This is a genomic window from Sinorhizobium fredii (genome assembly GCF_002944405.1).
GTDB lineage: Bacteria > Pseudomonadota > Alphaproteobacteria > Rhizobiales > Rhizobiaceae > Sinorhizobium > Sinorhizobium fredii_C.
On sequence record NZ_CP024310.1, the window covers coordinates 1,580,375 to 1,604,568 of the forward strand.

A 24,194-nucleotide genomic window follows, 5' to 3' on the forward strand; every position below is an offset into this window, starting at 1 on the left:
CGATAACTGATGACGCGAGGTGCGCAGCGCGCCTCAGTTTTCCAGATCGTTTGGGGTGTAACGCCGGACAGCAATGACCGGCGACAGCCTCTCTTGGGGGTTATATGCCGAATAGCCGCATCAAAAGCCGCCGTTCATTGGTCCTCTCTACCCTTGCGCTTTGCCTTGCCTCGGCCGGTTTCGTTGGTTGGTCTAACGCAAACAGCAGCGACGGCAACGTCGTCACGACGGGCAATTCGGACGGGCGCGAGGTCCGGATCGTCAGGACGCTGACGGTAGAGCCCAGGGCGATGCCCGTCCGCAACAGCGCCGTCGGGGAAATCCGTCCGCAGCGCGAGAGCGATTTTGCTTTCCGGCTCTCCGGCAAGCTCGTGTCGCGAACTGTCGAAGTCGGGGCGAAAGTCAGGAAAGGCGATGTGCTCGCACGGCTCGATGATCAGGAATATCGCAATCGCCTGAGAAGCGCCAAAGCCGATCAGCAGGCGGCCGAGGCCGCCGTCTTCGAGGCGCGGGCGAGCGAGGTTCGCATCAGAAGATTGCTGGAGCACGGATATACGACGCGCGCCAATCACGATGCTGCCTTAAAGAACTTGCGTTCGACCGTCGCCAAGCTCGAGGCGATGACTGCCGCCTTCGACATGGCCAAGGATCAGCTCGCCTATACCGAACTCCGGGCCGATTTCGACGGCATCATCACCGCCGTGGGCGCTGAGGAAGGCCAGGTCGTCAATGTCGGGCAGATGGTCGCGCGTATTGCCAATCCGGCCAACAAGGACGCCGTTTTCTCGATCGCCGAGGCGATGTTCGCGGCCCACCCGGCCGAGAGGGCAGGCGCTCGGATCACAATCTCGCTCCTCAGTGATCCTTCCGTTGCCGTCCTCGGTTTCGTGCGCGAGGTCGCGCCGATGGCGGATGCGGCGACGCGCACCTATCAGGTCAAAGTGGCGCTGCAAAATGCGCCCGAGGCAATGCGCTTCGGCGCCAGCGTGGCCGGCCGGGTGGAGCGGCCCGGCGATCCGGTTGTCACCATTCCCGGAAGTGCCCTGTTCGATCTGCGTGGCGAGCCCGCGGTTTGGGTTGTGGGCGCAGACGACACGGTCGCGCTGAAGCCGATAGTCGTTGCCCATTACGAGCCCGACCGTGTCGTTGTGAGCGACGGTCTGACCAAGGGAGACATTGTCGTTACGGCCGGCGTTAGCCGGCTGCGTGACCGGCAGAAAGTCCGCATCGAAGGAGACGGCAAATGAACGCTCTCGATACTGAAGTCCTGATCGTCGGCGCCGGCCCGACGGGCCTGACCCTTGCCCTCTGGCTCGCTCGCCTGGGCGTCGACATCCGCGTCATCGACAAGTCGGCCGGGCCCGGCGAAACGTCGCGCGCCCTTGCCGTGCAGGCTCGGACGCTCGAATTCCACCGGCAGATCGGCGTCGTCGATGACGTGCTTGAGGCCGGCATCCGCCTCGAGCAATTGACCGCCCGCACGCCGCGGAAAGTAAGCGCCATCATCCCCTTGAGCAGGTTCGGCGAAGGCGTCAGCCGCTATTCCTATGCCTTCGCGCTGCCGCAGGACATCCATGAGCGCGTGCTTATGGCTCACCTCGAGGAGGCCGGTGTCCACATCGAACGGCAGACCGAATTTGTGGCGTTCGAGGAAAAGAATGACGGCGTGACCGTCACGACTATTCGCGAGGGCGTCGAGAGGACCTTCAAGACCCGCTACATCTGCGGCTGCGACGGCGCGCGCAGCACCGTTCGCCATGCCCTCGGAATCGGCTTTCCCGGCGGCACCTACGACCAGTCCTTCTATGTCGCCGATGTCGACGGCGAAGGGGAAGTGACGCGGAACGGCATGGACGTCTGCCTTGGCAGCTACGGCTTCGCCCTGGTCATGCCGGTGCGGCAGACTGGCAGCATCAGGTTGATCGGCGTGGTTCCGGAGGCGCATCAAAGAGACCCTGTCATCACCTTTGAAGCCATTCGTCCGGAAATCGAGTGCCACACCGGCATTGCAATCAAGGCGCTCAACTGGTTCTCGACCTATCGCGTGCACCATCGCGTCGCGGAGCGGTTCCGCGTCGGCCGTGCCTTTCTGCTCGGAGATGCTGGACATATCCATAGCCCTGCCGGCGGCCAAGGGATGAACACCGGCATTGGCGACGCCGTCAACCTCGCATGGAAACTCGCAGCCGTGCTGCAAGGTCGCGCCGCCGCTTCACTGCTCGACACCTACGAGACCGAGCGCCTCGCCTTCGCCCGCGTGCTGATCAAGAGCACAGACCAGGCCTTCAAGCTCGTATCGGGTCGCTCCTGGCTCCTCGGGCTGTGGCGGCGCTACGCAATGGCAAAGGTGATCTCGGCGATCACCCGCACGAAGATCGGCTCCCGCGCCTTCTTCGCGCTCATCTCTCAGACCGGCATCACCTATCGAAACAGCGCCCTCAGCTCCGGCCGCTCCGGTGCTGTCCAGGGCGGCGACCGGCTGCCATGGGTGCCATTTGGACAAGGCGATAACCATGCATGTCTCACCACCCTCGACTGGCAGGTCCATGTCTATGGTGAGGTCGAGCCGGCGTTCGGCGCAGCGATTTCGCTCGCCGGCATCCCGCTTCACCGTTTCGACTGGAGCACCGCGGCATGCCGGGTCGGAATAGTCAGGAACACGGCCTATCTCGTGCGGCCGGACGGCCATATCGCGATCGTCGCGAAGCAGGACGCAACTGCCTTCGAGCGCTTCATCGAGACCTATGCAATCAAACCGAGGCACGTCGAACCGTCGACGATCGAGCGCTTGTGCTCGCTCGCTGCGATCTAGCGCCGGTGGTTTATCGTGGGAGGAATATCATGACGAGTTGCAACCTTTCCGACTGGGCACTGCGCCACAAAAGCATCGTCGTCTACATGATGGTGGTGGCCGCGCTTGCCGGTCTCTGGGCCTATTCGACCCTGGGGCGGGAAGAAGACCCGGCCTTTACCATCAAGACGATGGTGGTGAAGACGCTGTGGCCGGGTGCCACCGCCGTCGACACCGTCAACCAAATCACCGATCGCATTGAGAAGAAGCTGGAGGAACTCCCGAACCTCGACTACGTGAAGAGCTACACCAAGCCTGGCGAATCCGTCGTCTTCGTCAACCTCAAGGACACGGTACCGGCGGCCGAGGTGCAGCCTCTCTGGTACCAAGTCCGCAAGAAGATGGACGACATAAAGTCCACGTTGCCCTCCGGCGCGATGGGTCCCAACTACAATGACGAGTTCGGCGACACTTATTCACTAATTTATGCACTGACCGCGGACGGCTTGTCGCATCGTGAGCAGAAAGACCTGGCGCTCAGCCTCAGGGCCGATTTTCTGCAGGTTCCGGACGTCGCCAAGGTCGATCTGATCGGCCAGCAGGACGAGAAGATCTATCTGGAGTTCTCGACGGAGAAGGTGGCGGCGCTCGGACTCGACGTAGGCACTATCTCGCAGGCTCTGCAGGCGCAGAATGCACTTCAGCCTAGCGGAACCGTCGACGCCGGACCCGAACGCATCGCTATCCGCGTCTCCGGCGAGTTCACCTCCGAAGAAAGCCTGAAGGCGATCAATCTCTATACCGACGGCAAGTACTTCCGTCTCGGAGACGTCGCCGAAGTCAAGCGCACCTATTCCGACCCGCCGCAGCCGCTATTCCGCTTCAACGGACAGCCGGCGATCGGCATCGCCATCTCGATGACATCAGGTGGCGACGCGCTCGCGCTCGGCGAACACCTGAAGGAAAAGGTCGAGGAATTGAGGCGCGACCTGCCGATCGGTGTCGAACTTTCGCTGACCGCCGACCAGTCGCGCATCGTCGAGGAATCTGTCGGCGAGTTCACCAAGAGCCTCGCCGAGGCGGTGGCGATCGTGCTTGCGGTTTCCTTCCTCGCCCTTGGCTGGCGACCGGGCATCGTCGTGGCGGTGGCCATTCCCCTGGTGTTGGCGATCACCTTCGTGCTGATGGGTTACTTTGGCATTTCGCTGCAGCGCATTTCGCTCGGCGCCCTGATCATCGCATTGGGTCTTCTCGTCGACGACGCGATGATCGCTGTCGAGATGATGATCTCCAAGATGGAGGAGGGGTACGATCGGGTCTCCGCTGCCACTTACGCCTATTCATCCACGGCATTTCCGATGCTGACAGGCACTCTGGTGACGATTGCCGGCTTCGTTCCGGTGGGTTTCGCCAAGAGCGGCGCCGGCGAGTACTGCTTCTCGCTCTTCGCCGTGGTGGGCATCGCGCTGATTGTCTCATGGGTTGTCGCCGTGCTCTTTACGCCGCTTACCGGCGTCGCCATCCTGCCGGAGCGCATCGCGACACATGGCGCGCACGAAAGCTCACCCATGCTCCGCTGGTTCCGTCGCGTGCTGGAGCAGTCCATGCGGGCGAAGTGGACCGTGCTCGGTGCCACTGCCGGCCTCTTCGGACTTGCAGTGGTGGCGATGAACTTCGTGCCGCAGGAATTCTTCCCAAAGTCCGACAGGCCCGAAGTCATGGTCGACCTTACCCTGCCCCGCACCGCCTCCATCGATGCGACGCGCCAGGTCGTCGGCCGTGTGGAAGAGATCCTGAAAAAGGATCCAGACATCGAACATTGGACGTTCTATGTCGGTCAGGGCGCGGTGCGGTTCTATCTGCCTCTCGACGCCCAACTTGCGAACGACTTCTTCGCCCAGGCCGTGGTCGTGACTAAGGGGCCCGGAGTCCGCCAGGGCGTGATCGCTCGGCTGGAGGCGGCGCTTTCGGAAGATTTCGACGATGTCATGTCTCGCGTGACGCCGCTCGAAATGGGCCCGCCCGTCGGCTGGCCGCTGAAGTTCCGCGTATCCGGGCCCGACATGAACGCGACGCGCAGCTACGCGCACGAGTTTGCCCAGGTGATCGGCGCCAACCCGCATGTCCGCAACATCAACTACGACTGGAACGAGCCGGCCAAGGTGATCAAGGTCAGGGTCGACCAGGATCGCGCGCGGGCTCTCGGCATCAGCTCGCAGCAGCTCTCGGAAGCGATCAACACGGTGCTGAGCGGATCAACGATCACGCAAATGCGCGACAGCGCCCACCTGATCGATATTGTCGCGCGAGCCGTGCCGGAGGAACGGGCGAAGCTCGACACGCTCCGCAACCTGACCGTCACCGCCTCCGGTGGGCGGCGCATCCCGCTCGCCCATGTGGCCACCCTCGCCTATGCGACGGAGCCGCCACTGATCTGGCGCCGCGGCCGCGTGCCCACGGTCACGGTCCAGGCCGACGTCACGCCCGGCAGTGACCCGACTGCCATCGTCAAGGCACTCGACTCCGATATCAAGGCCTTCGAAGGGCGGTTGCCGCACGGCTACCACATTGCGCTCGGCGGCGTCATGGAGGACAGCGCCAGGGCGCAGACCAGCATCTACGTGGTCTTCCCGATGATGCTGCTGCTGATGACTACGGTGCTGATAGTTCAGCTCAAGAGCTTCCAGCGCCTCATCCTCGTGTTCATGACGGCACCACTCGCCCTCATCGGCGTTGCCGCGGCGCTGCTTCTCTCCGGGGCTCCGATGGGGTTCGTCGCGATCCTTGGCGTAATGAGCTTGATCGGCATGGTGATCCGCAACTCCGTGATCCTGATCGCCCAGATCGACCAGCACATCGCCGACGGTGAGGAGCCTTGGTCGGCGGTGATCAGCGCCACGGAACACCGCCTGCGGCCCATCCTGCTGACTGCCGCCGCGGCGATTCTCGGCATGATCCCAATTGCGCCGACGGTGTTCTGGGGTCCGATGGCCTACGCGGTCATGGGCGGCTTGGTGGTGGCGACGCTGCTCACGCTAGTCTTCCTGCCGACGCTTTATGTCGCTTGGTTCCGGATCAAGGCGCCAGAGCCAAGCTCGCAAAAATTGCATGAACTGGCCATCAAGCCGCCGGCCCAGCCCATGCCGATCTCGGCCTATTGAGTGAAACGCACTCCGAAGGAACATCAACATGCTTGCCTACAGAAATTTTCTCCTACGCTTTGACGCAGCCTTCCTGCTCATTGCTTCGACCGGCGGCATGATGGTCGACATTGCGGGCTCCTTTCTTGCAAGAGGGCCGGAAGCGCTGCTCCTGAACGGGGTGCCCGGTGCCGCAATAGGTTTCATCGACGCCCATGGTCTTGCCTTCATACTAGGGGTGATGCTGTGGCGAGCGGGGAGCAGTTTGCACGTCGTCGGGGCAGCGGTGCACCTGCTGCTCGGCACCGCCAATCTCCTGTTCTGGCAGTTTTTCATTCTGACCGGAACGCTTGCAGCAGGCTACATGACTGCCGGCCTGCACGGCTTCTTCGTCCTCGCCCATCTCGCCGCGTTCAATGCCGTTCGCTGGGAGGTGGCCGCTCGCTCATCCGCGCTCAACCCTGCGAATTCATTTTCCGGAAGCAACCCGACCAACCCGGATAAGGAACCTTCAATGACTGGAGCAAAATTTCACGCCTCCCGCGCGTTTGGGATCGCGATCGCCCTTACGGTCGCGTTGACCGATCTGACGGGGCTCCCGCCCGCCTTTTCCTTCGTCGGCAGCGCCCAGGCCCGCATTGGGCGCCCCTTGACGCCGGTAAGCGTTGCCGGCGTCACCCGCCGCACCACGCGCCGCGTGATCCGCCGCACGGCCGTCACCGTTGCGGCACTCCCCACCGGCTGCGCCCTCACATATGTCAACGGCACCCCTGTCTGGCGGTGCGGCAGCGCCTTTTATCAACCCTACCGGAGAGGTTATGTGGTGGTCGTGATCGATTGATTTGGCTCACGCGGCGGTGGCGCTCGACGGACCTACCGGGACTATGCTGGCTTCAGGTGCTGCCGAGAGCCAGCAGAACCCCGTCTGTCAGATGCTCGGCATCGCCGCGATGCTCGAAGGGTATGCCGCTCCTGGTGTAGTCGAGCGGGGAGAAAGAAGGGTCGCGTTCCCTGGCGCTGGCAAGCTGACGCCTTGCGTCCTCGATCCGGCCGAGCTGGGCATAGCAGGCCGCCAGCCGCGTCGATATCCACGGCGCCGGCCGCGTCGCCATTTCGAGCGCCTCCGCTGCCGCCCGATACTCGCCGATCAGATAGAGCGCGAGCGAGCGGTCGTACTGGCACCAGTGCGGCTGCAGCGGATCGATGCGGATCGCCCGGTCGAGCCAACCAAGCGCGTCGACGTGACGTCCTCGCATTGTCAGCACATAGCCCATCTGCTCGATCGAGTCGGCGTCGTAGGGATTGAGCGTCAAGCCGATCCTGAGGTGGCGCTCCGCCGCCTCGTGTTCCCGCATGTAGAGTCTCACCAGGGATTGCACGCGTCGGCAGGGGGACTGATCCGGCGCGAGCGCCACGGCGCGCTCGACGAGATCATGCGCCTCTGCCAGCACTACCGGGCTGGCGCGCCCGAACTCGGCGATGACGATCCGCGACAGCGCCAGGTAGGCAAGGCCGAGGCCGTAATTCGGGTCCTTTTCCAAGGCTGCGAGGAAAAGGGTTTCCGCCCCCTGGAAATCGCTCTGAGCCGGATCGCGCAGCAAGGCAAAGCCACGAAGCACCAGTTCATAGGCGGCAAGGCTCGTGACGGGCTTCCGAATGGCCTGCTGCAGCCCGGCATTGTCGACGCGCGCCACCAAGCGGCCGACGATCGCTTCGACGATATCGCTTTCGGCAATAAAGAGGCCGGTCCCTTCGGTCACGTAGCGTTCGCCCCAGAGCTGGGTTCCGTTGGACGCATCGGCGAGACTGACAGCGGCGGCGATGCGGTCGCCATGTCGATTGACCGAGCCCTCGACCACATAATCAGCGCCAATGCGCGCGCGGATCTGCTGCCATTCCGGAGCGACGTAGGAAGCAAAGGAAAAACTCGAATTGCGCGCCAGCACCGTGAAGGTACCGAAGCGTGCGAGACCGTATATGATGTCCTCCGCAAAACCATCGACGAGCGCGTCGTCCGTCGGATTTCCGCTGTCATTTCGAAAGCGTAGTACGGCGACGATCGGCTGGCGTGACAGGTCCGGCATCTCCTCCGTGCCGACCGCGAGCATGTAGCCGCGTTTCGACACTGTCCGGATCATGCTTTCCCCGAGCGTCTTGCGGATTTCCCTGATCGACTGGGTCAGCGAATCCTCCGTAACATAGATCCCCGGCCAGGCTGCGTCCATTAGCTCGGATTTCGGAACCACGCGTCCTGAATTTTCCGCAAGATGGGCAAGGATCGTATAGGCTTTGGGCCGCAGGAAGACAGGGTCGGCGCCCCGCCGCAGCGTGCCTTGGGCCAGGTCCAGCGTAAAGCTGCCGAACCGGAAAACTGAGACGGTTGATTCCGGCATGCGGATCCCTCAATTGGAAGACGATACTCCGAAAAGGCAACGGATGTCAGACACAAAGCGCGTTGGTTGACCAGCCACCGCCGACGTCTTCGGTCACCGCGGGAAAATCAATGAAGTCGGTGGCCCTTCGGGAGTGAGTTTCTTTACCGAGATTTGGGCCTGCGCACTGCCGCATCTGTCGACGCGGCAATATAGCAGGGTCGTCGAAAGTTGGGTGTTGAGCATCGGACTTGATCCGAAGCGCTACGGCACGCACTCGATGAGACGGACGAAGGCGGCGCACATGGCCATCTCTGAGCAGGTCGAGCTGTAGTACTTAATGGCGGCGCTTCAAAGAGAAGCGCCGCCATCTTGCTACGCGGAAGTCCAAATTCGAGCTAAGGACGAAGCCGCTCGCGCGGCACTGGCGCCTGTGGTGAGGGTGCAGCAATGAACTGAACGCCGTGCGTTTGCGGGTTTTGCGGTCCTGGCTGACGATTGGGGTGTTCTCAATCTTCAGACAGGAGGTTGCATGACGGAGGATAGGACCTCCCCGCTACGCGAGCGGATGATCGAAGACATACGCATCCGTGGACTGGGCGACAAAGCCCAGCAAGCCCATATTCGGGCGATCAAGAATGTCGCCGGGTTTCTCAAGCGATCACCAGATCCGGCGACACCCGATGACCTGAGCGCCTACCAACTGCACGGTGGTGCGCAGGAGCATCAGAAGAGCTCGAGAGGTGACCTCTGTCGCCACGATTTTCGGCCAAGCCTGTCACGCGTTCTGGGCCGAGACTTTTAGGGACACGCACGTGAGGAGCCGCCGAGTAGAAGTCGGCTGGGAAGGCTCACGATAGTCCTGGCGATATTCCGAAGCTTCCATCGGCCGTTGGTCGGTTCCACGACGCCTTCATTTAACGGTTCAGCTTGCTCGCGATGCTGGTCGCGAGACGGGATATGGATGTTGCCTTGGTCTCGGGAAAGGATCGTGAAAGTGGTAAGCATCTGCTCCGTCCTCTGTGCGGTGTGAGAGCAGGCTCGATCAACAAGGCTCTTTCTGTCCTAAATCTCCCTTCGAAAAATTCCGAAATCTTCTAAATCGTCAGCCTTCCTCGAGGCCCGCCTTCCGCAGCCCTTCGAGCAAGGCAGCCATCCTCGTCGGGTCCTTGGCAGGCTGTCCGGCCTCGATGCGGGCGATTGTAACTGCCGGAGTAATGCGCTTGAGCGCACGCAGATAGCTATGCGCTTCCTCTATGCGGCCGAGATGGGCATTGGCAGCGATCAGCACCCATAGGGTCGGGTCAAAGTTGGGATTGCTTGCGAGTGCGCGAGCAGCCCAGGATTTAGCTTCGGCGTATTCGCCGCGGATCAGGTGCACGTCCGCGATCCCGCAAAGCGAAAAATGGGCGCCCCGATCGCCGGGACTCAAACGGTTGGCCCGATGGAAGTGGGCGAGCGCCTCATCAAGGCTCCCACAATGAAGATGCGCAAGGCCGGCCCTGACCAGGACCATCAGATTTTTTGGGTTGGCTTCTGCCGCGGATTGCAGAACCGCCACAGCCCAGTCGTAGTCCTTTGCTGTCTGGAGCAACGCGACACCGCAATGCGCCATCACCATCGCGTCTCCCGCTGCATGTTCGAGGCCGCGGCGCGCGAGCGCCGCACAATCTCCCACGTCGTCCCTGCCGAGCGGTGCCCAGCCCATCGTGTGACGATGTTCGAGGGCCCAGGCCGCATGCGCGAGCAAAAGGGCATTGTCAGGCTCCGCCTCCAGGCCTTTCATGAGGAGCGCGTACGCCTCGGCGTTGTCGGTTTCGCACTCTGTCGAGATCTTTGCCAGAGCTCGCAAATAGATGTCGTAGGTCGCGATGCTTCCCGACCGAGCCAGACGCGACCGCTCGATCTCTGCCGTCTGGATATGCGGTTCGATCAACGTCGCGACGCTTTCGGTGATCCGGTCCTGGAAATCAAAAAGGTCGCCGACCAGGCCGTCGAAACTCTGCGCCCAGAGGTGTATCCCACTGCCGCCGTCGACGAGTTGCGTCGCAATCCTCAATCGATCTCCCGACCGTCTTACGCTGCCTTCGAGCAAATAGCCCACCCCGAGTTCTTTCGCGACCAAGCGCACGTCCGGGAGACTTCCATTGTATCCGAACGAGCAATGTCGGGCGACCACTGCGAAGCTCTTGAAGCGGCTCAACGCCGTAATGAGGTCGTTCACCACGCCGTCTGCGAAGTAACCCTGGTCAGGACTACCCTCGAGATTGGTGAAGGGTAGAACCGCGAGTGTTGGCCTTACCGGCATCACTGCCATGCCTCCTTCGCCCGCGGATGCGATCGCAAAGCGATAGCCAGTGCGCGGTATGGTCGCGATCCATTCCCGGCCATCAGGAGCCGTGCCGAGCACCTTGCGCAAGGCCGCGATCTGAACGGTAAGATTGCTTTCTTCGACGACCGTATTCGGCCAGCATCGCTCTATCAGGTCGGCCTTCGACAGGACCTTTCCTCGGGCCTCCAGCAGCGCCTGAAGGAGCGCAAGGCCGCGGTGACCAACAACGACGGCCTTGCCGTTCCGCTGCAGCAGAGAGCGGCCGGGATCAAGCACGAAGTCACCGAAGGCATACAGCGGCTCCACCATGCCGGGAACCATAGCCTATACACAATGCCATAGGAATGTCGTTGAAGCGACCAAGACCTTATGCGGCCGAACGAGCTCGTTCGGCATCACAGACTGTAGGACATCCAAAGGCAACACGTAAAATCGACCCTTACGCCAGGGGACGAGGACGAGCCCTAGGCATCTTCCAGGTGTCGCGTTCAGCGGCCCAGATGCGCCAACAGCGGACGAACCACGAACTGACTAGGGCGCGCCGAAACGATACAATCAGGAAATATGGGTGACATGGTTTGCCTGCCGATATGATGGCGCGCAAGCGAACCGACGGATGAAGGGCCTCCATGTCTCCGCAGATCAAGACCAACGCGCGTGACGACGCCTTTGCGGTGCGGCGCACTGTCTTCATAGAAGAGCAGGGCTATGAGAATGAGTTCGACGGCATCGACGACCACCCTTCCTGCGTGCACGTGACGCTTTATATCCATGGCGAGCTGGCCGGGTGCTCACGCCTGTTTCCCGAGCTAGTTCAGCGCGCACTCGCGCCCGAGAGCCCTCAGTCGCCCCCATGCACGTTCGATGAGGGCGTGACGGCAGGGGAGACGTACCTGCTGGGCCGCGTAGCCGTGATGCCGGCGTTTCGCCGCCGGGGTTTGGCGAGTGTGATCATTGCCGCGAGCGACGAGGCCGCGCGCGAGGCCGGCGCTAAACTGGTGAAGTTGCATGCCCAGGAATACGCGCACGATCTATACGCCAAGCAGGGCTATACGCAGATCAGCGATGTCGATTACGAGGACGAGGGCCAGCCGCACCTTTGGATGGCCAAGCGGCTGTGAATGCGGACGGTTGCGTCAGCAGCAGATGAGAGACTACGTGTTCCCCAGAGGCGAGCGAGCTTTGGAGCCCATAGCTGAAATTAGGAGTCAACCGTGAGTTTATGATGGCGGTTCAGGGACATGGAGGCAGTCGGCACGTTCCGGTCATCGAACCTGTCGCAAAAGTCCGTCGCGAGATTCCAACGTTTGCAAGGGTATTCTTGCGGCAGAATTTTACTGAAAAATCAGCTCCGCGATTTTGTCGCGAAATTTAGGATCTGTGCGGCGAACCATCCTTGTGGAAGGGCAACACCGGCCTAAAGTGGCTTTCGGAAGAACACGACGCGCTCTGTCTCCTCAAATCCTAAAGCGGCATGGAGCGCATGGCTGGCTGAATTCTCAAGCAGCGCGTCAGAGCCAAACTCGACACACCCAAACGGCTTTCCCCAATCGGCAACGGCATTGCAAAGCAATCGTGCGATACCCTTTCGCCTGTCAACGGGCCGAACATAAATTCCTTCGAGGAATAGAACGGGCGAGCTGCTGCATCCATTCACATAATCATGTCGCAAAGTGGCCTCGGCAAACCCGACAGCTTCATTCTCAGCATTTCGAGCGATGAACGCGACGGCTTCTCCACTTTCTGAAAGAAACGCCCGGCTCAACTCAGCTCGATGATCTTCGAGCGAGTGATGCGGCCACAGCGCAACGCGAAGCTCCGCCCACGACTCGATATCTTTTATGGTCCCAATCTCGATAATCGTTTCCATACTGTGGTTCTCTTTGGTCGCGAAGTTCCCGATTGCAGCGACCCTTGTTTGCCTGACTTTTGCAACGTCGCAGAATAGACGGTTTTGCGACGGCCGCAATGAACGCTGTTGGCGACCAGCACAGGCTCGACAAAGACGGCCCTCTTCTTCTTCAGGTTCACCGCCGGCGAATCCGTCCGGATTGCCTCGAGCAATTCGCGCAGCTTGGCCGACTCCGCGCATGTCCAGCCGGTTGCGCAGCCGCCGACATAGACAAGCCCACCCCTCCTCCTTGCCGCCAGCAGCGGCCGCGAGGTTCCAAGGGCGGCTTCTATCCCACCGGGATGAACGGAAAGATCAAGATCCCGACCGGGGCCGCGAGACCGTCTGCGGGCGATCGCGCCGCTAATACAGCACGCTTCCCCATCACTCCTTCAGACCAAAGACTGATGGGCGACCGGACCTCTGGCGGGGTGCCTGCAGGGTCCGAAGTCCTATGCCGGAACAGGTTGTGATCGTTCGAGTTTGAAGGGCAGGTTGCAGCCTCGAGTCTCTCAACGTGAGGAAAGGAACTCCGAATGCGGTATTTCATAAGGGCAGCCCTCGCAGCGGGCCTTCTTGCAGGCACCACTCTGGGCGCCTACGCACAGTCGAGTAGTACGGTCGGAACGGGCGGCACCAGCGCGGGCGGTGGCACCTCGAGCAGCACCGTCGGAACGGGCGGTAGCTCTGCGGGCGGCAATTGCGACCCGAACACCACCAATTGCCAATCCGGCTCCGCATCAACGCTCGGGACGGGTGGTTCTTCGGCGGGTGGCGGCACATCAAGCAGTTCTGTCGGTACGGCCGGATCCGCGGCAGGTTCAGGTAACGCCGGCTCGGCTTCCACGCTTGGTACTGGCGGTTCCTCGGCAGGTGGCGGGTCCACCAGCAGCTCGGTCGGAACTGGCGGTTCCGCCGCCGGAACGGGCGGGGCGAATTCGACGACGGGTACCGGTGGCTCAACGTCGGGCGAAACGACAGGTAGCGTAACGGGCGACGACAACAGTGCCAGGGATTCCGCCCAGGACAATGAGAGCAACAAGGATTGTCCTCCCGGTCTCGCCAAGAAGGATGGTTCGAAGGGTAAGCGGCCGTCCTGCTAACTTTAAATCTGCTGGCTTGGATAGTTTTCCGAGCCAGCGCCTTTTGTGACAGGAGGAGGCCAATGACCTCCGGTTCATCAGCAATCAACCTACTCGCAGCAATGGGCGTAATGGCCATCATCGCACCAGGTGCCGTGATGGCGGAAGAAATCAAGCTGGACAATGGTTCGACCTGCACGGTTATCGAGCAGAAATCATCAGACGGTGGCGTTTCGACTTCGGTTACTGCCGGATCGGGCAGCGTATCTTCATCCACGACGGTCGGCGGAAGCACGGCAAGTGGTGGATCAGCCAGCAGCGCCGGGTCGTCGGTGACAGCAGGATCGTCCACTGGAGAGAGCTATGCCACTGCAAGCGTTACTCGCCCGGATGGGACGACCGTAACGCGCAGGTCGGACGGGACCTGCGCAATCATCAAGCCGAAGAAGTGAGAGGCGCTGCCATGCTTGGGAGAACTCTGTTTAGAATTTACGTCGTTGTTGGGGTCACCACAGCAATGCCGGTCCATGCTCAAGAATGCAACACGGCTGCGACCGTAGGATCTGGCGGGAGCGCTGCAGCCGGCGGAACTTCGGCAAGTACGGTCGGCACGGCCGGCACATGCAATACCGATAACGGCACCACCTCATCCATCGGCGTAGGTGGAAGCGCCGCTTCGGCGGACGGAAAGGCGAAAAGCCGGACGACGGTAAAGGAGAACCCAAACCAATTGCAAGGAAAGGCAAAGGCACAAGCCATGGACCAAGGCACATTCAGCAAGTCGCAGACCAAGACCACGGTCAAAGATGACGAATTGCAGAGCAGAACGAAGACCATGTCGCATGTGCCCGGCGAAAAGCCGACAAAGAGCAAGTCAAAAGTCATCATCCCTTTGCCAGAGGAGCAATGACAGCGAACTGATTCGCACTGCTCTTTTGCTATCATCGACCACGGAGCAACTGGAATGAGTTCTGACCAGCGGACCATGTTGTCAATCGCGCTTACTGCGGTGATCGCTATTTTCGCGGCGACTATGATCGGATTATTCTTGGCTTAATTAATCTGCAGGTGACCTGAAGCGACGGTAACCGCCAAGGCGAAGCCCACTCCGCCGCTGCGATGTCTACCACCAGAAGAATTACGGAAAAGCGAGAGCTGCGAGGAACCGCAGCCTCCGCCGTTGGCGCCGAATGGCGATCGTCAGGTTTCGTTTCTGCTGGTCCTCGAGTATTCACACAAGCAAAGCGCCCGCTGATCAGCAGCACGGGCGGCTTCATCGTGCGCCCAGCCGCCCGAGATCGCGATCAGTCCAAGTACAGCCGCGCCAGTATCGACCGCAATTCTCGCCTCGCTCTCTGCTTCGTGTCGCGAGCACTCCTCCTGTTGGCGCCGGATGCAAGGCGCTTGTTGACCTGGATCTGCTCCACGTGCACTGCCGCCCTCGCCTGCCTGTCTTCAGTAGGGCGGACGACCAGTCCTTCCGTTGCAGCAGCCCCGACCGAGCAACTGCCACGCAGCATCGCACAACTCCCCCTGCCCTACCTGACCTCAAAGGGATTTTAGTCTGGTGCCGGCAGCATGCTGAGGCGGTCAAAGGTCTGACGCGCCACCAATTCTTTTGCTCTAAGAGAGACCGCCGTTGAGTGGCTACACTCCTAACTCCGTTTCCCGGCGAGCTGAAGCCAGCTTCGTTGAGGCGACGTGCGCAAGCGCATCCAATTCACCTTCAGGGAGAACTGATTGCTCAGCCGTCCACTGGAGAACAGAAAACCAGACCCGATTGATCTTCAAGTTGGCCGAAGAATCCGAGCGCGGCGTCTCTTGACGGGCATGACACAGAGCGCGCTCGCGATGGCCGTTAGCGTGACATATCAACAGATACAGAATACGAAAACGGCCGCAGCAAGGTCGGCGCAGGTCGACTTCAGGCAATTGCCCATGCTCTCGATGCCCCGCTGTCATACTTCTTCGAAGTAGCTCTCGCAGAAGATGACAGGAGCACCCCAGATCGCCAGCCGGATCGAGCGTTGGCCCAGTTTGTCACTAGCCCAATGGGCATTACACTCAACAGGTCCTTTCATCGAATCGGCGACGAGAGGGTGAGGATCGCGTTCCTCCAACATGGTTGAACGAGTTGCTGATCGGGACGAGGTGCAAGATTTACCCGCACCCAGTGACCAACACGCACGCGGAGCCAGCGAATAAGATCGGGCGATGTTGTCTATCGCAAAGGTGATCGCGATTTTCGCCGTTTGTTGCATGCTACCCTGAACGGCCGCGGGTCACCGTCTCTGTTGTCACGATCGTGCCCGCGCCGACTTCCGCATTGTGGCATTCAGCGGTCATTCAGTGCCATCCCAATGAATTTCGGCTCTCCACCCGAAGCGGGAGTGAACGTCATGTATCGAGCGTTGGATGTTCACTGCCGAATATAGAGGCGCGCTTTGAACCGCCCCGTTAAGTTCGGATTCAATCTTTGTTGGTAATTTCCCGTTAGCACTTCCGATCAGTCGCGACGGCACCATGCTCCCGCCGTCGACAATGTTCTGCGTACGGGTCTCCAATGCGTTTGTCGGCTGCGCCAGCAATTGTCCTCACCTGCCTTGTTCTTTCGGGCTGCGCTTCCAGTTCCGGTCCGGAAGCGGTCTTGTCGCCACGGCCGTCGCGGGAAGTGACGAGTTCGGTCGCTCCGCCTGCCGCGCCTGTGGTTTCGGTGCCCGGCCCGGTTCCGTCCGGCGATGTCGGCCTGGCCGAAGCGGCAAGCGAGCCGCCGGAAGAGCTCGCCTGGGCCGGCCAGGTGCCGCAGCCGGAAGCCTTCACGACGATGGAGAGCGAAGCCGGCATGCCCGTTCCGATGGAGCGGCCAATCGCAATGGTCGTTCCCGACAATCCCGCCATGGAGGAGGCGCCGCGCACCCGGTCGCGCGTCTACAGCCATCGTTTCCGCGACGCCAAGCCGATCAATTTTGGCAAGCGGTCGCCGAGGAAGATGGCCGTGCACGGCGTCGACGTGTCGCGCTGGCAGGGGAATATCGACTGGGAGAAGCTCCGGACTCAAGGCGCGAACTTCGCCTATATCAAGGCGACCGACGGCGGCGACCATCTCGACCCGATGTTCAAGAAAAACTGGCGCCGGGCCGAGCAAGCCGGGATCAAGCGCGGCGCCTACCATTTCTTCTACTGGTGCCGGACGGCCGGCGAACAGGCCGACTGGTTCATCCGCAACGTGCCGCGCGAGGCCAATGCCCTGCCGCCGGTCATCGACGTCGAATACAACGGCGAATCGAGCTGCAAGCGGCGCCTTTCACCCGAGCGGGTGCGGGAGAAGATGCAGGTCTTCATGGACAAGTTGGAGCGGCATTACGGCCAGCGCCCGGTCATCTACACCGCGCCGGATTTCTATCGCGACAATCTGAGGGACGCGTTCCCCAACCATCCCTTCTGGCTGCGCTCTGTCGCCGCCCATCCGTCGAAGGTCTATCCGGGCCGCAAGTGGCTGTTCTGGCAATATTCCGGCTCCGGCCTGTCGCACGGCGTCGACGGCCGCATCGACCTCAATGTTTTCCACGGCAGCGAGGCCGAATGGCACCGCTGGACGGCGGGGAGTTCGACCTGACGGGCGCGGGCAGCGTCCCGTATCAGGGATGCTGCACGCCTTTGCGGTTGAGCGCGATCGTATAGACGCTGGTCGTCGCCGTGATGAACAGCTGATGCTTGGCGCGGCCGCCGAAGCAGATGTTCGAGACCCGTTCCGGCACGAGGATCTTGCCCATCAGATGTCCGTCCGGGGCGATGCAATGCACGCCGTCGCCGGCCGAGGACCAGAGGTTCCCGTCGCTGTCGACGCGAATCCCGTCTGCGGCGCCGGGCGTGATCGCGTGGAACACCTCGCCGCCCGAAAGCGCGCCATCGGCGCCGACGTCGAAGGCGCGGATATGCTGCGGGTCCGAGGAGAACATGCGGCCCGTGTCGGCGACGTAGAGCCGGGTCTCGTCCGGGCTGAAGGCGAGGCCGTTCGGGCAGTTGAAATCCGTCAGGACCGCCTCGATCGAACCGGATGGGCGCACCCGGTAAACCTGGCAAGGCAGTTCCTGCTCGGCGCGGAAGCCCTCGTAGTCGGTCATGATCCCGTAATGCGGATCGGTGAACCAGATCGAACCGTCCGACGTCACCACGACATCATTGGGCGAATTCAACCGCTTGCCCTGGTAGCTGTCGGCAATGACCGTGATCGATCCGTCGAACTCCGTCCGCGTCACGCGCCGCGTGCCGTGCTCGCAGCTGACGAGCCGCCCCTCGCGGTCGCGCGTATGGCCGTTGGCATAGTTCGAGGGGCTGCGGAACGTCGAGATGCCGACCCCCGGCAAAAAGCGGAGGATGCGATTATTGGGGATGTCGGAGAAGAGCAGGCAGCCGGCGTCGCCGAACCAGACCGGCCCTTCGACCCAGTCGAAGCCTGTCGCGATCTGCTTGAGAGGGGCATTGCCCATGACAAAGGACTTGAAGCTGGGGTCGACCGCCTCGAAGAACGACATTCCGATTTTCCTCCCGATTTTCGCCTGCGGTTTCCTCGCAGCCGAGTGTTGCATCGATACAGAGTGCTATAGCACCTGGGTCGGCCAGCGTACGGCGCTTCACTTCAATCCTCATTCCTGTGCTTGTCACAGGTGCCAGCCAGCCAAGTCCTTGGCTGAAAGAGTCAGCCGCGCCGCAGACGCGGCGCTGCTGGATCCCTGTGACAAGCACAGGGATGAGGGCGGAGGGAATCAGCCAAGCTCCATTCCCTATGATCGTGTGCCACGACATCTGGCGGCGGCGCATCTTCCGGTTGCCCGCAGATTGCCTCGCCGTCGCGGCGACGGCAGCGTCCGTCAGGAAAAGGCGATCTGCGCCTTCAGCGCCTGGCTGCGGTCGCTCGCCAGTTCGAAGGCGCTGACTGCGTCCGCAAGCGGCACCGTGTGGGTGATAAGCGGCTTGACGTCGATCAGTCCCTTCTGCATCAGCCCGACGCCGGTCGCGAACTCCTCGTGGAAGCGGAAGGAGCCGCGCAGATCGAGCTCCTTGGCGGTGATCGCCATCATCGGCAGGCTCATGTCGCCGCCGAGCCCGAGCTGGATGATGATGCCGCGCGGGCGAAGCGCGGCGATGCCGGCGGCAAGCGCTGGTGCTGCACCGGAGCACTCATAAAGGACATCGAAACGGCCCTTGTCAGCGCCGTAGGGAGCGAGCGCATCCGGCTCGCTCTTCATGTTGATGACCCGATCGGCGCCGGCTTTCTTCGCGAGCGCCAGGGTGAAGTCGGACAGGTCGGTGGCGACGATCTCGGCCGCGCCGGCGCGGCGCGCCGCGAGGATCGCAAGCACCCCGATCGGTCCGCAGCCGGTGACGAGAACCCGCTTGCCGAGCACTTCTCCGACCCGCCGCGTCGCATGCAGCGCCACCGCCAACGGTTCGGCGAGCGCCGCCTCGCCCGGCGTCAGGCCCTCGGCTGGCACGCATTGGATTGCATCGGCGACAAGCACCTCGCGGAAGGCGCCCTGGATATGCGGGAACGGCATGGCGCTGCCGTAGAAGCGCATGTTGAGGCACTGGTTGTGAAGCCCCTCCTGGCAATAGCGGCAGGTCCGGCAGGGCCGCGACGGCGATACGGCGACGAGCTGGCCTGTCTTCAGACCGTCGACGCCAGGTCCCAGCGCTTCCACATAAGCCGCGACCTCGTGGCCGAGGATCATCGGCTCGCGCAGCCGCACGGTGCCGAAACCGCCATGATTGTAATAATGCAGGTCGCTGCCGCAGACGCCGCCGACGGCAAGGCGAAGCTGGACTTCGCCCGCGCCGGGCGCCTCGACGGCCCGCTCCTCGATGCGCAGGTCCTTTGCGCCGCGAACGACGATCGCTTTCATCGGAGGCTCCTTACAATACAGGCGTCAGCAGCGGCTGGCCGGCGAAATGTGCGGCGAGATTGTCGCGCACCAGCTTACCCATGGCCTTCCGCGTCTCGATCGTACCGGAGGCATGGTGCGGCTGAAGCAGGACGTTGTCGAGGGTTAGAAAACGGGGGTTCAGCGCCGGCTCGCCTTCGAAGACATCGAGCGCCGCCGAACCGAGCGTGCGGTTTTCCAGCGCTTCCACAAGCGCCTCCTCGTCGATGTTGGAGGCGCGGGAAATATTGACCAGCATGCCCTCGGGGCCGAGCGCGGCGATTACCTCTCGGCCGACGATATGGCGGGTCGCGGCCGAGGCGGCGAGCGTCACGAACAGGAAGTCCGAGCGGGCGGCAAGCGCCACCGGGTCGGCGACAAATTCCCATTCGGATGCGTAGGACTTCGCCTCGACGTCGGAATAGGCAATGTCCATGTCGAAGCCCTTGAGGCGCTTGGCGACCTCGTAACCGATCCGGCCGAGGCCGAGCACGCCGGCGCGCCGGCCCCAGACGCGACGCTTCAGCGGATAGAGGCCCTGTGTCGCCCAGCTGCCGTCCTTCACCCAGCTTTCCGCGCCGATCATTCCGCGCGACAGGCAGAGCATCATCGCGACGCCGAGATCGGCGACGTCGTTGGTGAGCACGTCAGGCGTGTTGGTGACGCGCACACCGCGCTCGCGGCAGGCGGCAAGGTCGACCGCATCGAAGCCGACGCCATAGACGGATATCACTTCGAGCCCCGGGCAGGCCTCGATCATCGCACGGGTTGCGCCGAGTTCGCCACGGGTGGCGATCGCCTTCACGCTCGGCCCGACCTCGGCCAGGAAGCGCGTCTTGTCGACGGCATCGAAATAGCGGTGCACGGTGAAGGCGTCGTTCAGCGGCACCTCGTCCCACTCCGGATAGGGGCCGACCTGGAGAATATGCGGCTTGTTCAATTCAGAAACTCCGTCCCTTGACATTGAATGTTATCGATAACATAAACAGATGAATTCGAGTTGTCGAGACGAAATGCCGGAGGAAAAATGGCCCTTGAACTGTTCGATCTGAAAGGCCGGCGGGCGCTTGTCACCGGCTCTTCGCAGGGCATCGGCTTTGCGCTCGCCCGCGGCCTCGCCGCTGCGGGGGCAGAAGTCGTCCTCAACGGGCGGGATGAGACAAAGCTCGCCGAAGCCACCGCCTGCATTGCCGGCGCTAAAAAACTCGCCTTCGACGCCACCGACCACGGAGCCGCGCGAAGTGCCGTCGACGGTTTCGAGGCCGAGGTCGGGCCGATCGACATTCTCGTCAACAATGCCGGCATGCAGCACCGCACGCCGCTCGAGGACTTTCCCGCCGACGCCTTCGAGAAGCTGCTCAGGACTAATATTTCGACGGTTTTCAATGTCGGCCAGGCGGTGGCGCGGCACATGATCAAGCGAGGCGCCGGCAAGATCATCAACATCGCCAGCGTCCAGACTGCCCTTGCCCGCCCGAGCATCGCCCCCTACACCGCCACCAAGGGCGCGGTCGGCAATCTCACCAAGGGCATGGCGACCGACTGGGCGAAATACGGCCTGCAGTGCAATGCGATCGCGCCGGGCTATTTCGATACGCCGCTCAACGCCGCCCTGGTCGCCGATCCGGACTTCTCGGCCTGGCTCGAAAAGCGTACGCCCGCTGGCCGCTGGGGCAAGGTGGAGGAGCTGGTCGGCGCCTGCATCTTCCTCGCCTCGGATGCTTCCTCTTTCGTGAACGGACACGTGCTCTATGTCGACGGCGGCATCACCGCATCTCTCTGATATCCCGCAGCGCATGGTGCTGATGGGGGTCGCCGGCTGTGGCAAGTCCTCGGTCGGCGCCGCACTCGCCACGCGCCTCGGCGCCGTCTATTTCGACGGCGACGACCTGCATCCGGCGGCAAACATCGCCAAGATGAGCCAGGGCATCCCGCTTCAGGACGAGGACCGCTGGCCATGGCTGACCCGTGTCGGCGAGGCGCTTGCCGCCGGAACGGGCCCCACGATCATCGGCTGTTCGGCGCTGAAGCGCGCCTACCGGCAACATATTGAAAATACAGCCGGCGGGCCGGTCACCTTCATCCATCTCGCCGGAACGGTCGAGGTGATCGAGAGGCGGATGAAGGAGCGGCAGGGCCATTTCATGCCAGCGGCGCTGCTTGCCAGCCAGTTCGCGGCGCTCGAGCCGCCAGGACCGGACGAAAATGCCATCAGCGTCGATATCGACCAGCCGCTCGAGGCGGTCGTCGAGGCGATCGCTGCCCAACTGGGAGGACTGCGAGAATGACGAACAGGGTTGCGTTGATCGGTGCCGGAGCCATGGGCGGCGCCATCGGGACGAGGCTCGTCGAAACCAGCAATCAGTTGACGGTCTTCGACCTCGACCGGGCCAAAGTCCAGGAACTGGTCGACAAGGGGGCACGAGCGGCGGCGAGCGCGGCGGAAGCGGCGGCGGCATCCGATACGGTCATCCTCAGCCTCAACTCGGCGAAGATCGTCCATATCGCCGTCTTCGGCGAGACCGGCGTCGCCAAGGGCGCCAAAGCCGGAACCCTCATCATCGACATGTCCTCGATCGATCCGGAAGCCACCAAGGCGCTGGCGGCGGAAGCCGCCGAACACGGCTTGCGCTGGGTCGACAGCCCCCTTTCCGGCGGCGCGCCGAAGGCGCTCGTCGGGCAGCTGACGCTGATGGCCGGCGGCAGGGAGGAGGACGTGGCGGACGCCCATCAGGTGCTGAAGCACGTCGCCTCCAACTATACCCATATGGGGCCGTCCGGAGCCGGTCAGACCACCAAGCTGATCAACCAGGTCCTTTGCGGCCTGAATTTCCTCGCCGTCGCCGAGGCGACGCAACTGGCGCTCGACGCGGGCGTCGACGCGGCGAAGATCCCGCAGGCGCTGAAGGGCGGGAGGGCCGATAGCGCCATCCTGCAGGAATACATGCCGCGCTTCGTCGCCAGGGATTACCGGCGCACCGGCCGGATCGACAACATGGTCAAGGATCTGAACGGCGCGCAGGACCTCGCCCGCCGCACCAACACGGCCATGCCGCTCACCGCAACCTGCGCGGAAGTGCACCGGATGCTGACGGCGGCCGGCCTCGGCGGCGAGGACCAGGCTGCGCTGATGGAATATTTCAGGGGACCCAACAAGGAGATTGTCGAATGATCACCCGCTACGCGCTGTTCGAGGGAAAGGTGAAGGAGGGCGAGACCGATGCCTTCCGGGCCGCGGTGCTGGAAAACATCCTGCCGAAGTGGAAGGCCTTCCCGGGTGCGCTCGACGTGCGCGTCACCTTCGCCGAGGCGCGCGACGAAGGGGCGCCGGAGATCCCGATGATCCTGGCGATCAATTATCCGGATCTCGCAACGGTCGAGAAGGCGCTGGCGAGCCCGGCGCGGGCGGCGGCGAGAGCCGCGACCGAAGAGGTGCTGGCGCGCTTCTTCGAAGGCCGCATCCACCACCACGTCACCCAGGCGAACGAATACCGCCTTTGAGCGACCCGCGAGCGGCACCCGCCACGTGCCGCTCCGTGCTGGCCTTCCCAGTTGCAGCCTTGATCTCCGGACGCACCAATCAAGGCCAGAAAATGACGACGGCCGCTGCGCATTATGCTTGAGAGGAAGGTGTGTGCGCAGCGGTCCAGACGTCATTTCACAGTGACGACGACCTTCCCCTTCGCACGACCCGTGTCGACATAGTCCAGTGCCTCGTTGGTTCTCTCGAACGGGAAGACCCGGTCCAGCACGGGACGTATGACACCCGCCTCGATCAGGGAAGTGATCTTTCCGAGCTGCCCGCCGTTCGCTGTCATGAAGAGAAACGAATAGCTGATCCTCCGGCGCTTCGATTGTCTCCTGATGCCAAAGCTCAGCAGGCGCATGACCAGTTGAAGCAGCCAGCCAGAGCCGTTCTGCGTCGCGAAATCCGGATCGGGTGGACCGGAAATCGAGATCAGCTTCCCGCCCGGCTTCAGCACGCGGAGGGATTTTTCCAGCGTCTCCTTCTCGAGGCTGTTCAGCACGACGTCGTAGCCCTGCAGCACTCTCTCGAAGTCGTCGTTCTTGTAATCGATCACGACGTCTGCGCCGAGACTTTTCACAAGGGCGATATTTGCTGTGCTCGCGGTGGTGGCGACATATGCTCCGAGATGCTTGGCAAGCTGGATCGCGATCGTCCCCACGCCACCCGAGCCGGCAAGGATCAGGACCTTGTGTCCCTTCTGCACGTTGGCCCGCTCGACCAGCGCCTGCCATGCTGTCAGCGCGACAAGCGGAATGGACGCGGCCTCTTCCATGGTCAAATTGTTCGGCTTCATTGCTACATCGGCCTCGTCGATGGCGATATACTCTGCGAATGTCCCGATGCGATCCTGGGCCGGACGTGCATAGACCGCGTCACCGGCCTTGAATTGCCGGACCTTGGCTCCGACCCGGACTACGATGCCCGCTACATCGTTGCCCAACGCGAGTGGAAGGCGGTAGGGCAGGATGAGCTTGAACTCTCCGTCCCTAATCTTGTTGTCCAAGGGGTTCACGCCGGCGGCATGAATCTCGACCATGACGTCGTTGTCACGCAACTCCGGCTCGGGACCTTCACCGAACCGCAGTGCGCCGCCTTTCGTGTAGCGATCGATGAGGAATGATTTCATCAGTCTAACT

The 24,194-nt window shown here is 62.3% G+C and carries 22 protein-coding genes and 1 pseudogene; 15 read left to right on the forward strand and 8 right to left on the reverse strand.

Annotated elements, in window-relative coordinates:
• The first annotated feature begins 104 nt into the window (after positions 1 to 104).
• Genes NXT3_RS30975 through NXT3_RS33435 form a run of 4 tightly spaced genes read left to right on the forward strand, consistent with a single transcriptional unit; the run spans position 105 to position 6,772 of the window.
• The gene (locus NXT3_RS30975; RefSeq protein ID WP_104841329.1) at positions 105 to 1,247 is read left to right on the forward strand and encodes an efflux RND transporter periplasmic adaptor subunit; all 1,143 of its coding nucleotides are present in this window, start codon (positions 105 to 107) and stop codon (positions 1,245 to 1,247) included.
• Entirely contained in the window at positions 1,244 to 2,812 is a 1,569-nt protein-coding gene (locus NXT3_RS30980) for an FAD-dependent oxidoreductase (RefSeq protein WP_104841330.1), read from the forward strand. Before NXT3_RS30975 ends, NXT3_RS30980 begins: the two co-directional genes overlap by 4 nt.
• Positions 2,813 to 2,841: 29 nt before the next feature.
• A complete protein-coding gene (locus NXT3_RS30985) occupies positions 2,842 to 5,952 on the forward strand; it encodes an efflux RND transporter permease subunit (protein WP_104841331.1) in 3,111 nt (1,036 codons plus the stop codon).
• A gap of 28 nt (positions 5,953 to 5,980) precedes the next feature.
• Positions 5,981 to 6,772: a hypothetical protein gene (locus tag NXT3_RS33435; RefSeq protein ID WP_104841332.1), complete on the forward strand. Its 792-nt coding sequence runs from the start codon at positions 5,981 to 5,983 to the stop codon at positions 6,770 to 6,772.
• A gap of 52 nt (positions 6,773 to 6,824) precedes the next feature.
• Here NXT3_RS33435 and NXT3_RS30995 read toward each other — a convergent pair whose 3' ends face one another.
• Entirely contained in the window at positions 6,825 to 8,324 is a 1,500-nt protein-coding gene (locus NXT3_RS30995) for a winged helix-turn-helix domain-containing tetratricopeptide repeat protein (RefSeq protein ID WP_037415821.1), read from the reverse strand.
• Between the two features lie 163 nt (positions 8,325 to 8,487).
• Here NXT3_RS30995 and NXT3_RS32865 point away from each other — a divergent pair.
• Both NXT3_RS32865 and NXT3_RS31880 read left to right on the forward strand, forming a co-directional pair.
• Positions 8,488 to 8,610: pseudogene (locus tag NXT3_RS32865) on the forward strand (tyrosine recombinase xerD); the annotation flags it as partial.
• Positions 8,611 to 8,835: 225 nt separating this feature from the next.
• Entirely contained in the window at positions 8,836 to 9,108 is a 273-nt protein-coding gene (locus NXT3_RS31880) for a phage integrase N-terminal SAM-like domain-containing protein (protein ID WP_141471741.1), read from the forward strand.
• Positions 9,109 to 9,408: 300 nt separating this feature from the next.
• On the opposite strand, the gene NXT3_RS31010 is transcribed toward NXT3_RS31880, so the two are convergent.
• On the reverse strand, positions 9,409 to 10,944 hold the full coding sequence (locus NXT3_RS31010; protein ID WP_097527462.1) for a winged helix-turn-helix domain-containing protein: 1,536 nt from the start codon (positions 10,942 to 10,944) through the stop codon (positions 9,409 to 9,411).
• Positions 10,945 to 11,264: 320 nt separating this feature from the next.
• Here NXT3_RS31010 and NXT3_RS31015 point away from each other — a divergent pair, with 320 nt between their 5' ends.
• Positions 11,265 to 11,756, forward strand: coding sequence for a GNAT family N-acetyltransferase (locus NXT3_RS31015; protein WP_097539875.1), 492 nt, complete (start codon positions 11,265 to 11,267; stop codon positions 11,754 to 11,756).
• 296 nt (positions 11,757 to 12,052) lie between these two features.
• Here NXT3_RS31015 and aac(6') read toward each other — a convergent pair whose 3' ends face one another.
• The gene (gene aac(6'), locus NXT3_RS31020; protein WP_097527399.1) at positions 12,053 to 12,505 is read right to left on the reverse strand and encodes an aminoglycoside 6'-N-acetyltransferase; all 453 of its coding nucleotides are present in this window, start codon (positions 12,503 to 12,505) and stop codon (positions 12,053 to 12,055) included.
• Positions 12,475 to 12,894, reverse strand: a complete 420-nt coding sequence (locus NXT3_RS33050; protein ID WP_104841333.1) for an ATP dependent DNA ligase — start codon at positions 12,892 to 12,894, stop codon at positions 12,475 to 12,477. Before NXT3_RS33050 ends, aac(6') begins: the two co-directional genes overlap by 31 nt.
• Before the next feature lie 168 nt (positions 12,895 to 13,062).
• On the opposite strand from NXT3_RS33050, the gene NXT3_RS32205 reads away from it, so the two are divergent.
• The 4 genes from NXT3_RS32205 (at position 13,063) to NXT3_RS31055 (ending at position 17,224) form a co-directional block, all read left to right on the forward strand.
• The gene (locus NXT3_RS32205) at positions 13,063 to 13,629 is read left to right on the forward strand and encodes a hypothetical protein (protein ID WP_037421107.1); all 567 of its coding nucleotides are present in this window, start codon (positions 13,063 to 13,065) and stop codon (positions 13,627 to 13,629) included.
• 62 nt (positions 13,630 to 13,691) lie between these two features.
• On the forward strand, positions 13,692 to 14,060 hold the full coding sequence (locus NXT3_RS32210) for a hypothetical protein (RefSeq protein ID WP_179864834.1): 369 nt from the start codon (positions 13,692 to 13,694) through the stop codon (positions 14,058 to 14,060).
• An 11-nt stretch (positions 14,061 to 14,071) separates the two neighbouring features.
• On the forward strand, positions 14,072 to 14,518 hold the full coding sequence (locus NXT3_RS31040; RefSeq protein ID WP_097527397.1) for a hypothetical protein: 447 nt from the start codon (positions 14,072 to 14,074) through the stop codon (positions 14,516 to 14,518).
• Between the two features lie 1,653 nt (positions 14,519 to 16,171).
• The gene (locus NXT3_RS31055; RefSeq protein ID WP_104841334.1) at positions 16,172 to 17,224 is read left to right on the forward strand and encodes a glycoside hydrolase family 25 protein; all 1,053 of its coding nucleotides are present in this window, start codon (positions 16,172 to 16,174) and stop codon (positions 17,222 to 17,224) included.
• A gap of 22 nt (positions 17,225 to 17,246) precedes the next feature.
• On the opposite strand, the gene NXT3_RS31060 is transcribed toward NXT3_RS31055, so the two are convergent.
• The 3 genes from NXT3_RS31060 to NXT3_RS31075 form a co-directional block, all read right to left on the reverse strand.
• The gene (locus tag NXT3_RS31060; protein ID WP_104841335.1) at positions 17,247 to 18,143 is read right to left on the reverse strand and encodes an SMP-30/gluconolactonase/LRE family protein; all 897 of its coding nucleotides are present in this window, start codon (positions 18,141 to 18,143) and stop codon (positions 17,247 to 17,249) included.
• A gap of 336 nt (positions 18,144 to 18,479) precedes the next feature.
• Entirely contained in the window at positions 18,480 to 19,511 is a 1,032-nt protein-coding gene (locus tag NXT3_RS31070) for an L-idonate 5-dehydrogenase (protein ID WP_104841336.1), read from the reverse strand.
• Between the two features lie 10 nt (positions 19,512 to 19,521).
• Entirely contained in the window at positions 19,522 to 20,469 is a 948-nt protein-coding gene (locus tag NXT3_RS31075) for a 2-hydroxyacid dehydrogenase (protein WP_037421123.1), read from the reverse strand.
• Positions 20,470 to 20,556: 87 nt separating this feature from the next.
• On the opposite strand from NXT3_RS31075, the gene NXT3_RS31080 reads away from it, so the two are divergent.
• From NXT3_RS31080 to NXT3_RS31095, 4 genes are read left to right on the forward strand one after another with little or no spacing between them, the layout of a single operon-like run.
• The gene (locus NXT3_RS31080) at positions 20,557 to 21,312 is read left to right on the forward strand and encodes an SDR family oxidoreductase (RefSeq protein WP_097526897.1); all 756 of its coding nucleotides are present in this window, start codon (positions 20,557 to 20,559) and stop codon (positions 21,310 to 21,312) included.
• On the forward strand, positions 21,281 to 21,817 hold the full coding sequence (locus tag NXT3_RS31085; RefSeq protein WP_097539867.1) for a gluconokinase: 537 nt from the start codon (positions 21,281 to 21,283) through the stop codon (positions 21,815 to 21,817). Before NXT3_RS31080 ends, NXT3_RS31085 begins: the two co-directional genes overlap by 32 nt.
• On the forward strand, positions 21,814 to 22,701 hold the full coding sequence (locus NXT3_RS31090; protein ID WP_104841337.1) for an NAD(P)-dependent oxidoreductase: 888 nt from the start codon (positions 21,814 to 21,816) through the stop codon (positions 22,699 to 22,701). The genes NXT3_RS31085 and NXT3_RS31090 overlap by 4 nt, the downstream gene beginning before the upstream one ends.
• Positions 22,698 to 23,030 (forward strand): hypothetical protein, encoded by a 333-nt coding sequence (locus tag NXT3_RS31095; RefSeq protein ID WP_037421134.1) that lies wholly within the window; start codon positions 22,698 to 22,700, stop codon positions 23,028 to 23,030. Before NXT3_RS31090 ends, NXT3_RS31095 begins: the two co-directional genes overlap by 4 nt.
• Before the next feature lie 152 nt (positions 23,031 to 23,182).
• On the opposite strand, the gene NXT3_RS31100 is transcribed toward NXT3_RS31095, so the two are convergent.
• A complete protein-coding gene (locus NXT3_RS31100; protein WP_104841338.1) occupies positions 23,183 to 24,184 on the reverse strand; it encodes an NADP-dependent oxidoreductase in 1,002 nt (333 codons plus the stop codon).
• Positions 24,185 to 24,194 lie beyond the last annotated feature (10 nt).

Bases quoted from the DNA above. Each gene is read 5' to 3' on its own strand.
- NXT3_RS31055 (WP_104841334.1), top strand. From the start codon at position 16,172: ATGCGTTTGTCGGCTGCGCCAGCAATTGTCCTCACCTGCCTTGTTCTT.
- NXT3_RS30985 (WP_104841331.1), top strand. From the start codon at position 2,842: ATGACGAGTTGCAACCTTTCCGACTGGGCACTGCGCCACAAAAGCATC.
- NXT3_RS31090 (WP_104841337.1), top strand. From the start codon at position 21,814: ATGACGAACAGGGTTGCGTTGATCGGTGCCGGAGCCATGGGCGGCGCC.
- NXT3_RS30975 (WP_104841329.1), top strand. From the start codon at position 105: ATGCCGAATAGCCGCATCAAAAGCCGCCGTTCATTGGTCCTCTCTACC.
- NXT3_RS31015 (WP_097539875.1), top strand. From the start codon at position 11,265: ATGTCTCCGCAGATCAAGACCAACGCGCGTGACGACGCCTTTGCGGTG.
- NXT3_RS32210 (WP_179864834.1), top strand. From the start codon at position 13,692: ATGACCTCCGGTTCATCAGCAATCAACCTACTCGCAGCAATGGGCGTA.
- NXT3_RS32205 (WP_037421107.1), top strand. From the start codon at position 13,063: ATGCGGTATTTCATAAGGGCAGCCCTCGCAGCGGGCCTTCTTGCAGGC.
- NXT3_RS31040 (WP_097527397.1), top strand. From the start codon at position 14,072: ATGCTTGGGAGAACTCTGTTTAGAATTTACGTCGTTGTTGGGGTCACC.
- NXT3_RS30980 (WP_104841330.1), top strand. From the start codon at position 1,244: ATGAACGCTCTCGATACTGAAGTCCTGATCGTCGGCGCCGGCCCGACG.
- NXT3_RS31060 (WP_104841335.1), bottom strand. From the start codon at position 18,143: ATGTCGTTCTTCGAGGCGGTCGACCCCAGCTTCAAGTCCTTTGTCATG.
- NXT3_RS31010 (WP_097527462.1), bottom strand. From the start codon at position 10,944: ATGGTGGAGCCGCTGTATGCCTTCGGTGACTTCGTGCTTGATCCCGGC.
- NXT3_RS31070 (WP_104841336.1), bottom strand. From the start codon at position 19,511: ATGAAAGCGATCGTCGTTCGCGGCGCAAAGGACCTGCGCATCGAGGAG.
- NXT3_RS31095 (WP_037421134.1), top strand. From the start codon at position 22,698: ATGATCACCCGCTACGCGCTGTTCGAGGGAAAGGTGAAGGAGGGCGAG.
- NXT3_RS30995 (WP_037415821.1), bottom strand. From the start codon at position 8,324: ATGCCGGAATCAACCGTCTCAGTTTTCCGGTTCGGCAGCTTTACGCTG.
- NXT3_RS31100 (WP_104841338.1), bottom strand. From the start codon at position 24,184: ATGAAATCATTCCTCATCGATCGCTACACGAAAGGCGGCGCACTGCGG.
- NXT3_RS31085 (WP_097539867.1), top strand. From the start codon at position 21,281: ATGTCGACGGCGGCATCACCGCATCTCTCTGATATCCCGCAGCGCATG.
- NXT3_RS31880 (WP_141471741.1), top strand. From the start codon at position 8,836: ATGACGGAGGATAGGACCTCCCCGCTACGCGAGCGGATGATCGAAGAC.
- NXT3_RS31080 (WP_097526897.1), top strand. From the start codon at position 20,557: ATGGCCCTTGAACTGTTCGATCTGAAAGGCCGGCGGGCGCTTGTCACC.
- NXT3_RS33435 (WP_104841332.1), top strand. From the start codon at position 5,981: ATGCTTGCCTACAGAAATTTTCTCCTACGCTTTGACGCAGCCTTCCTG.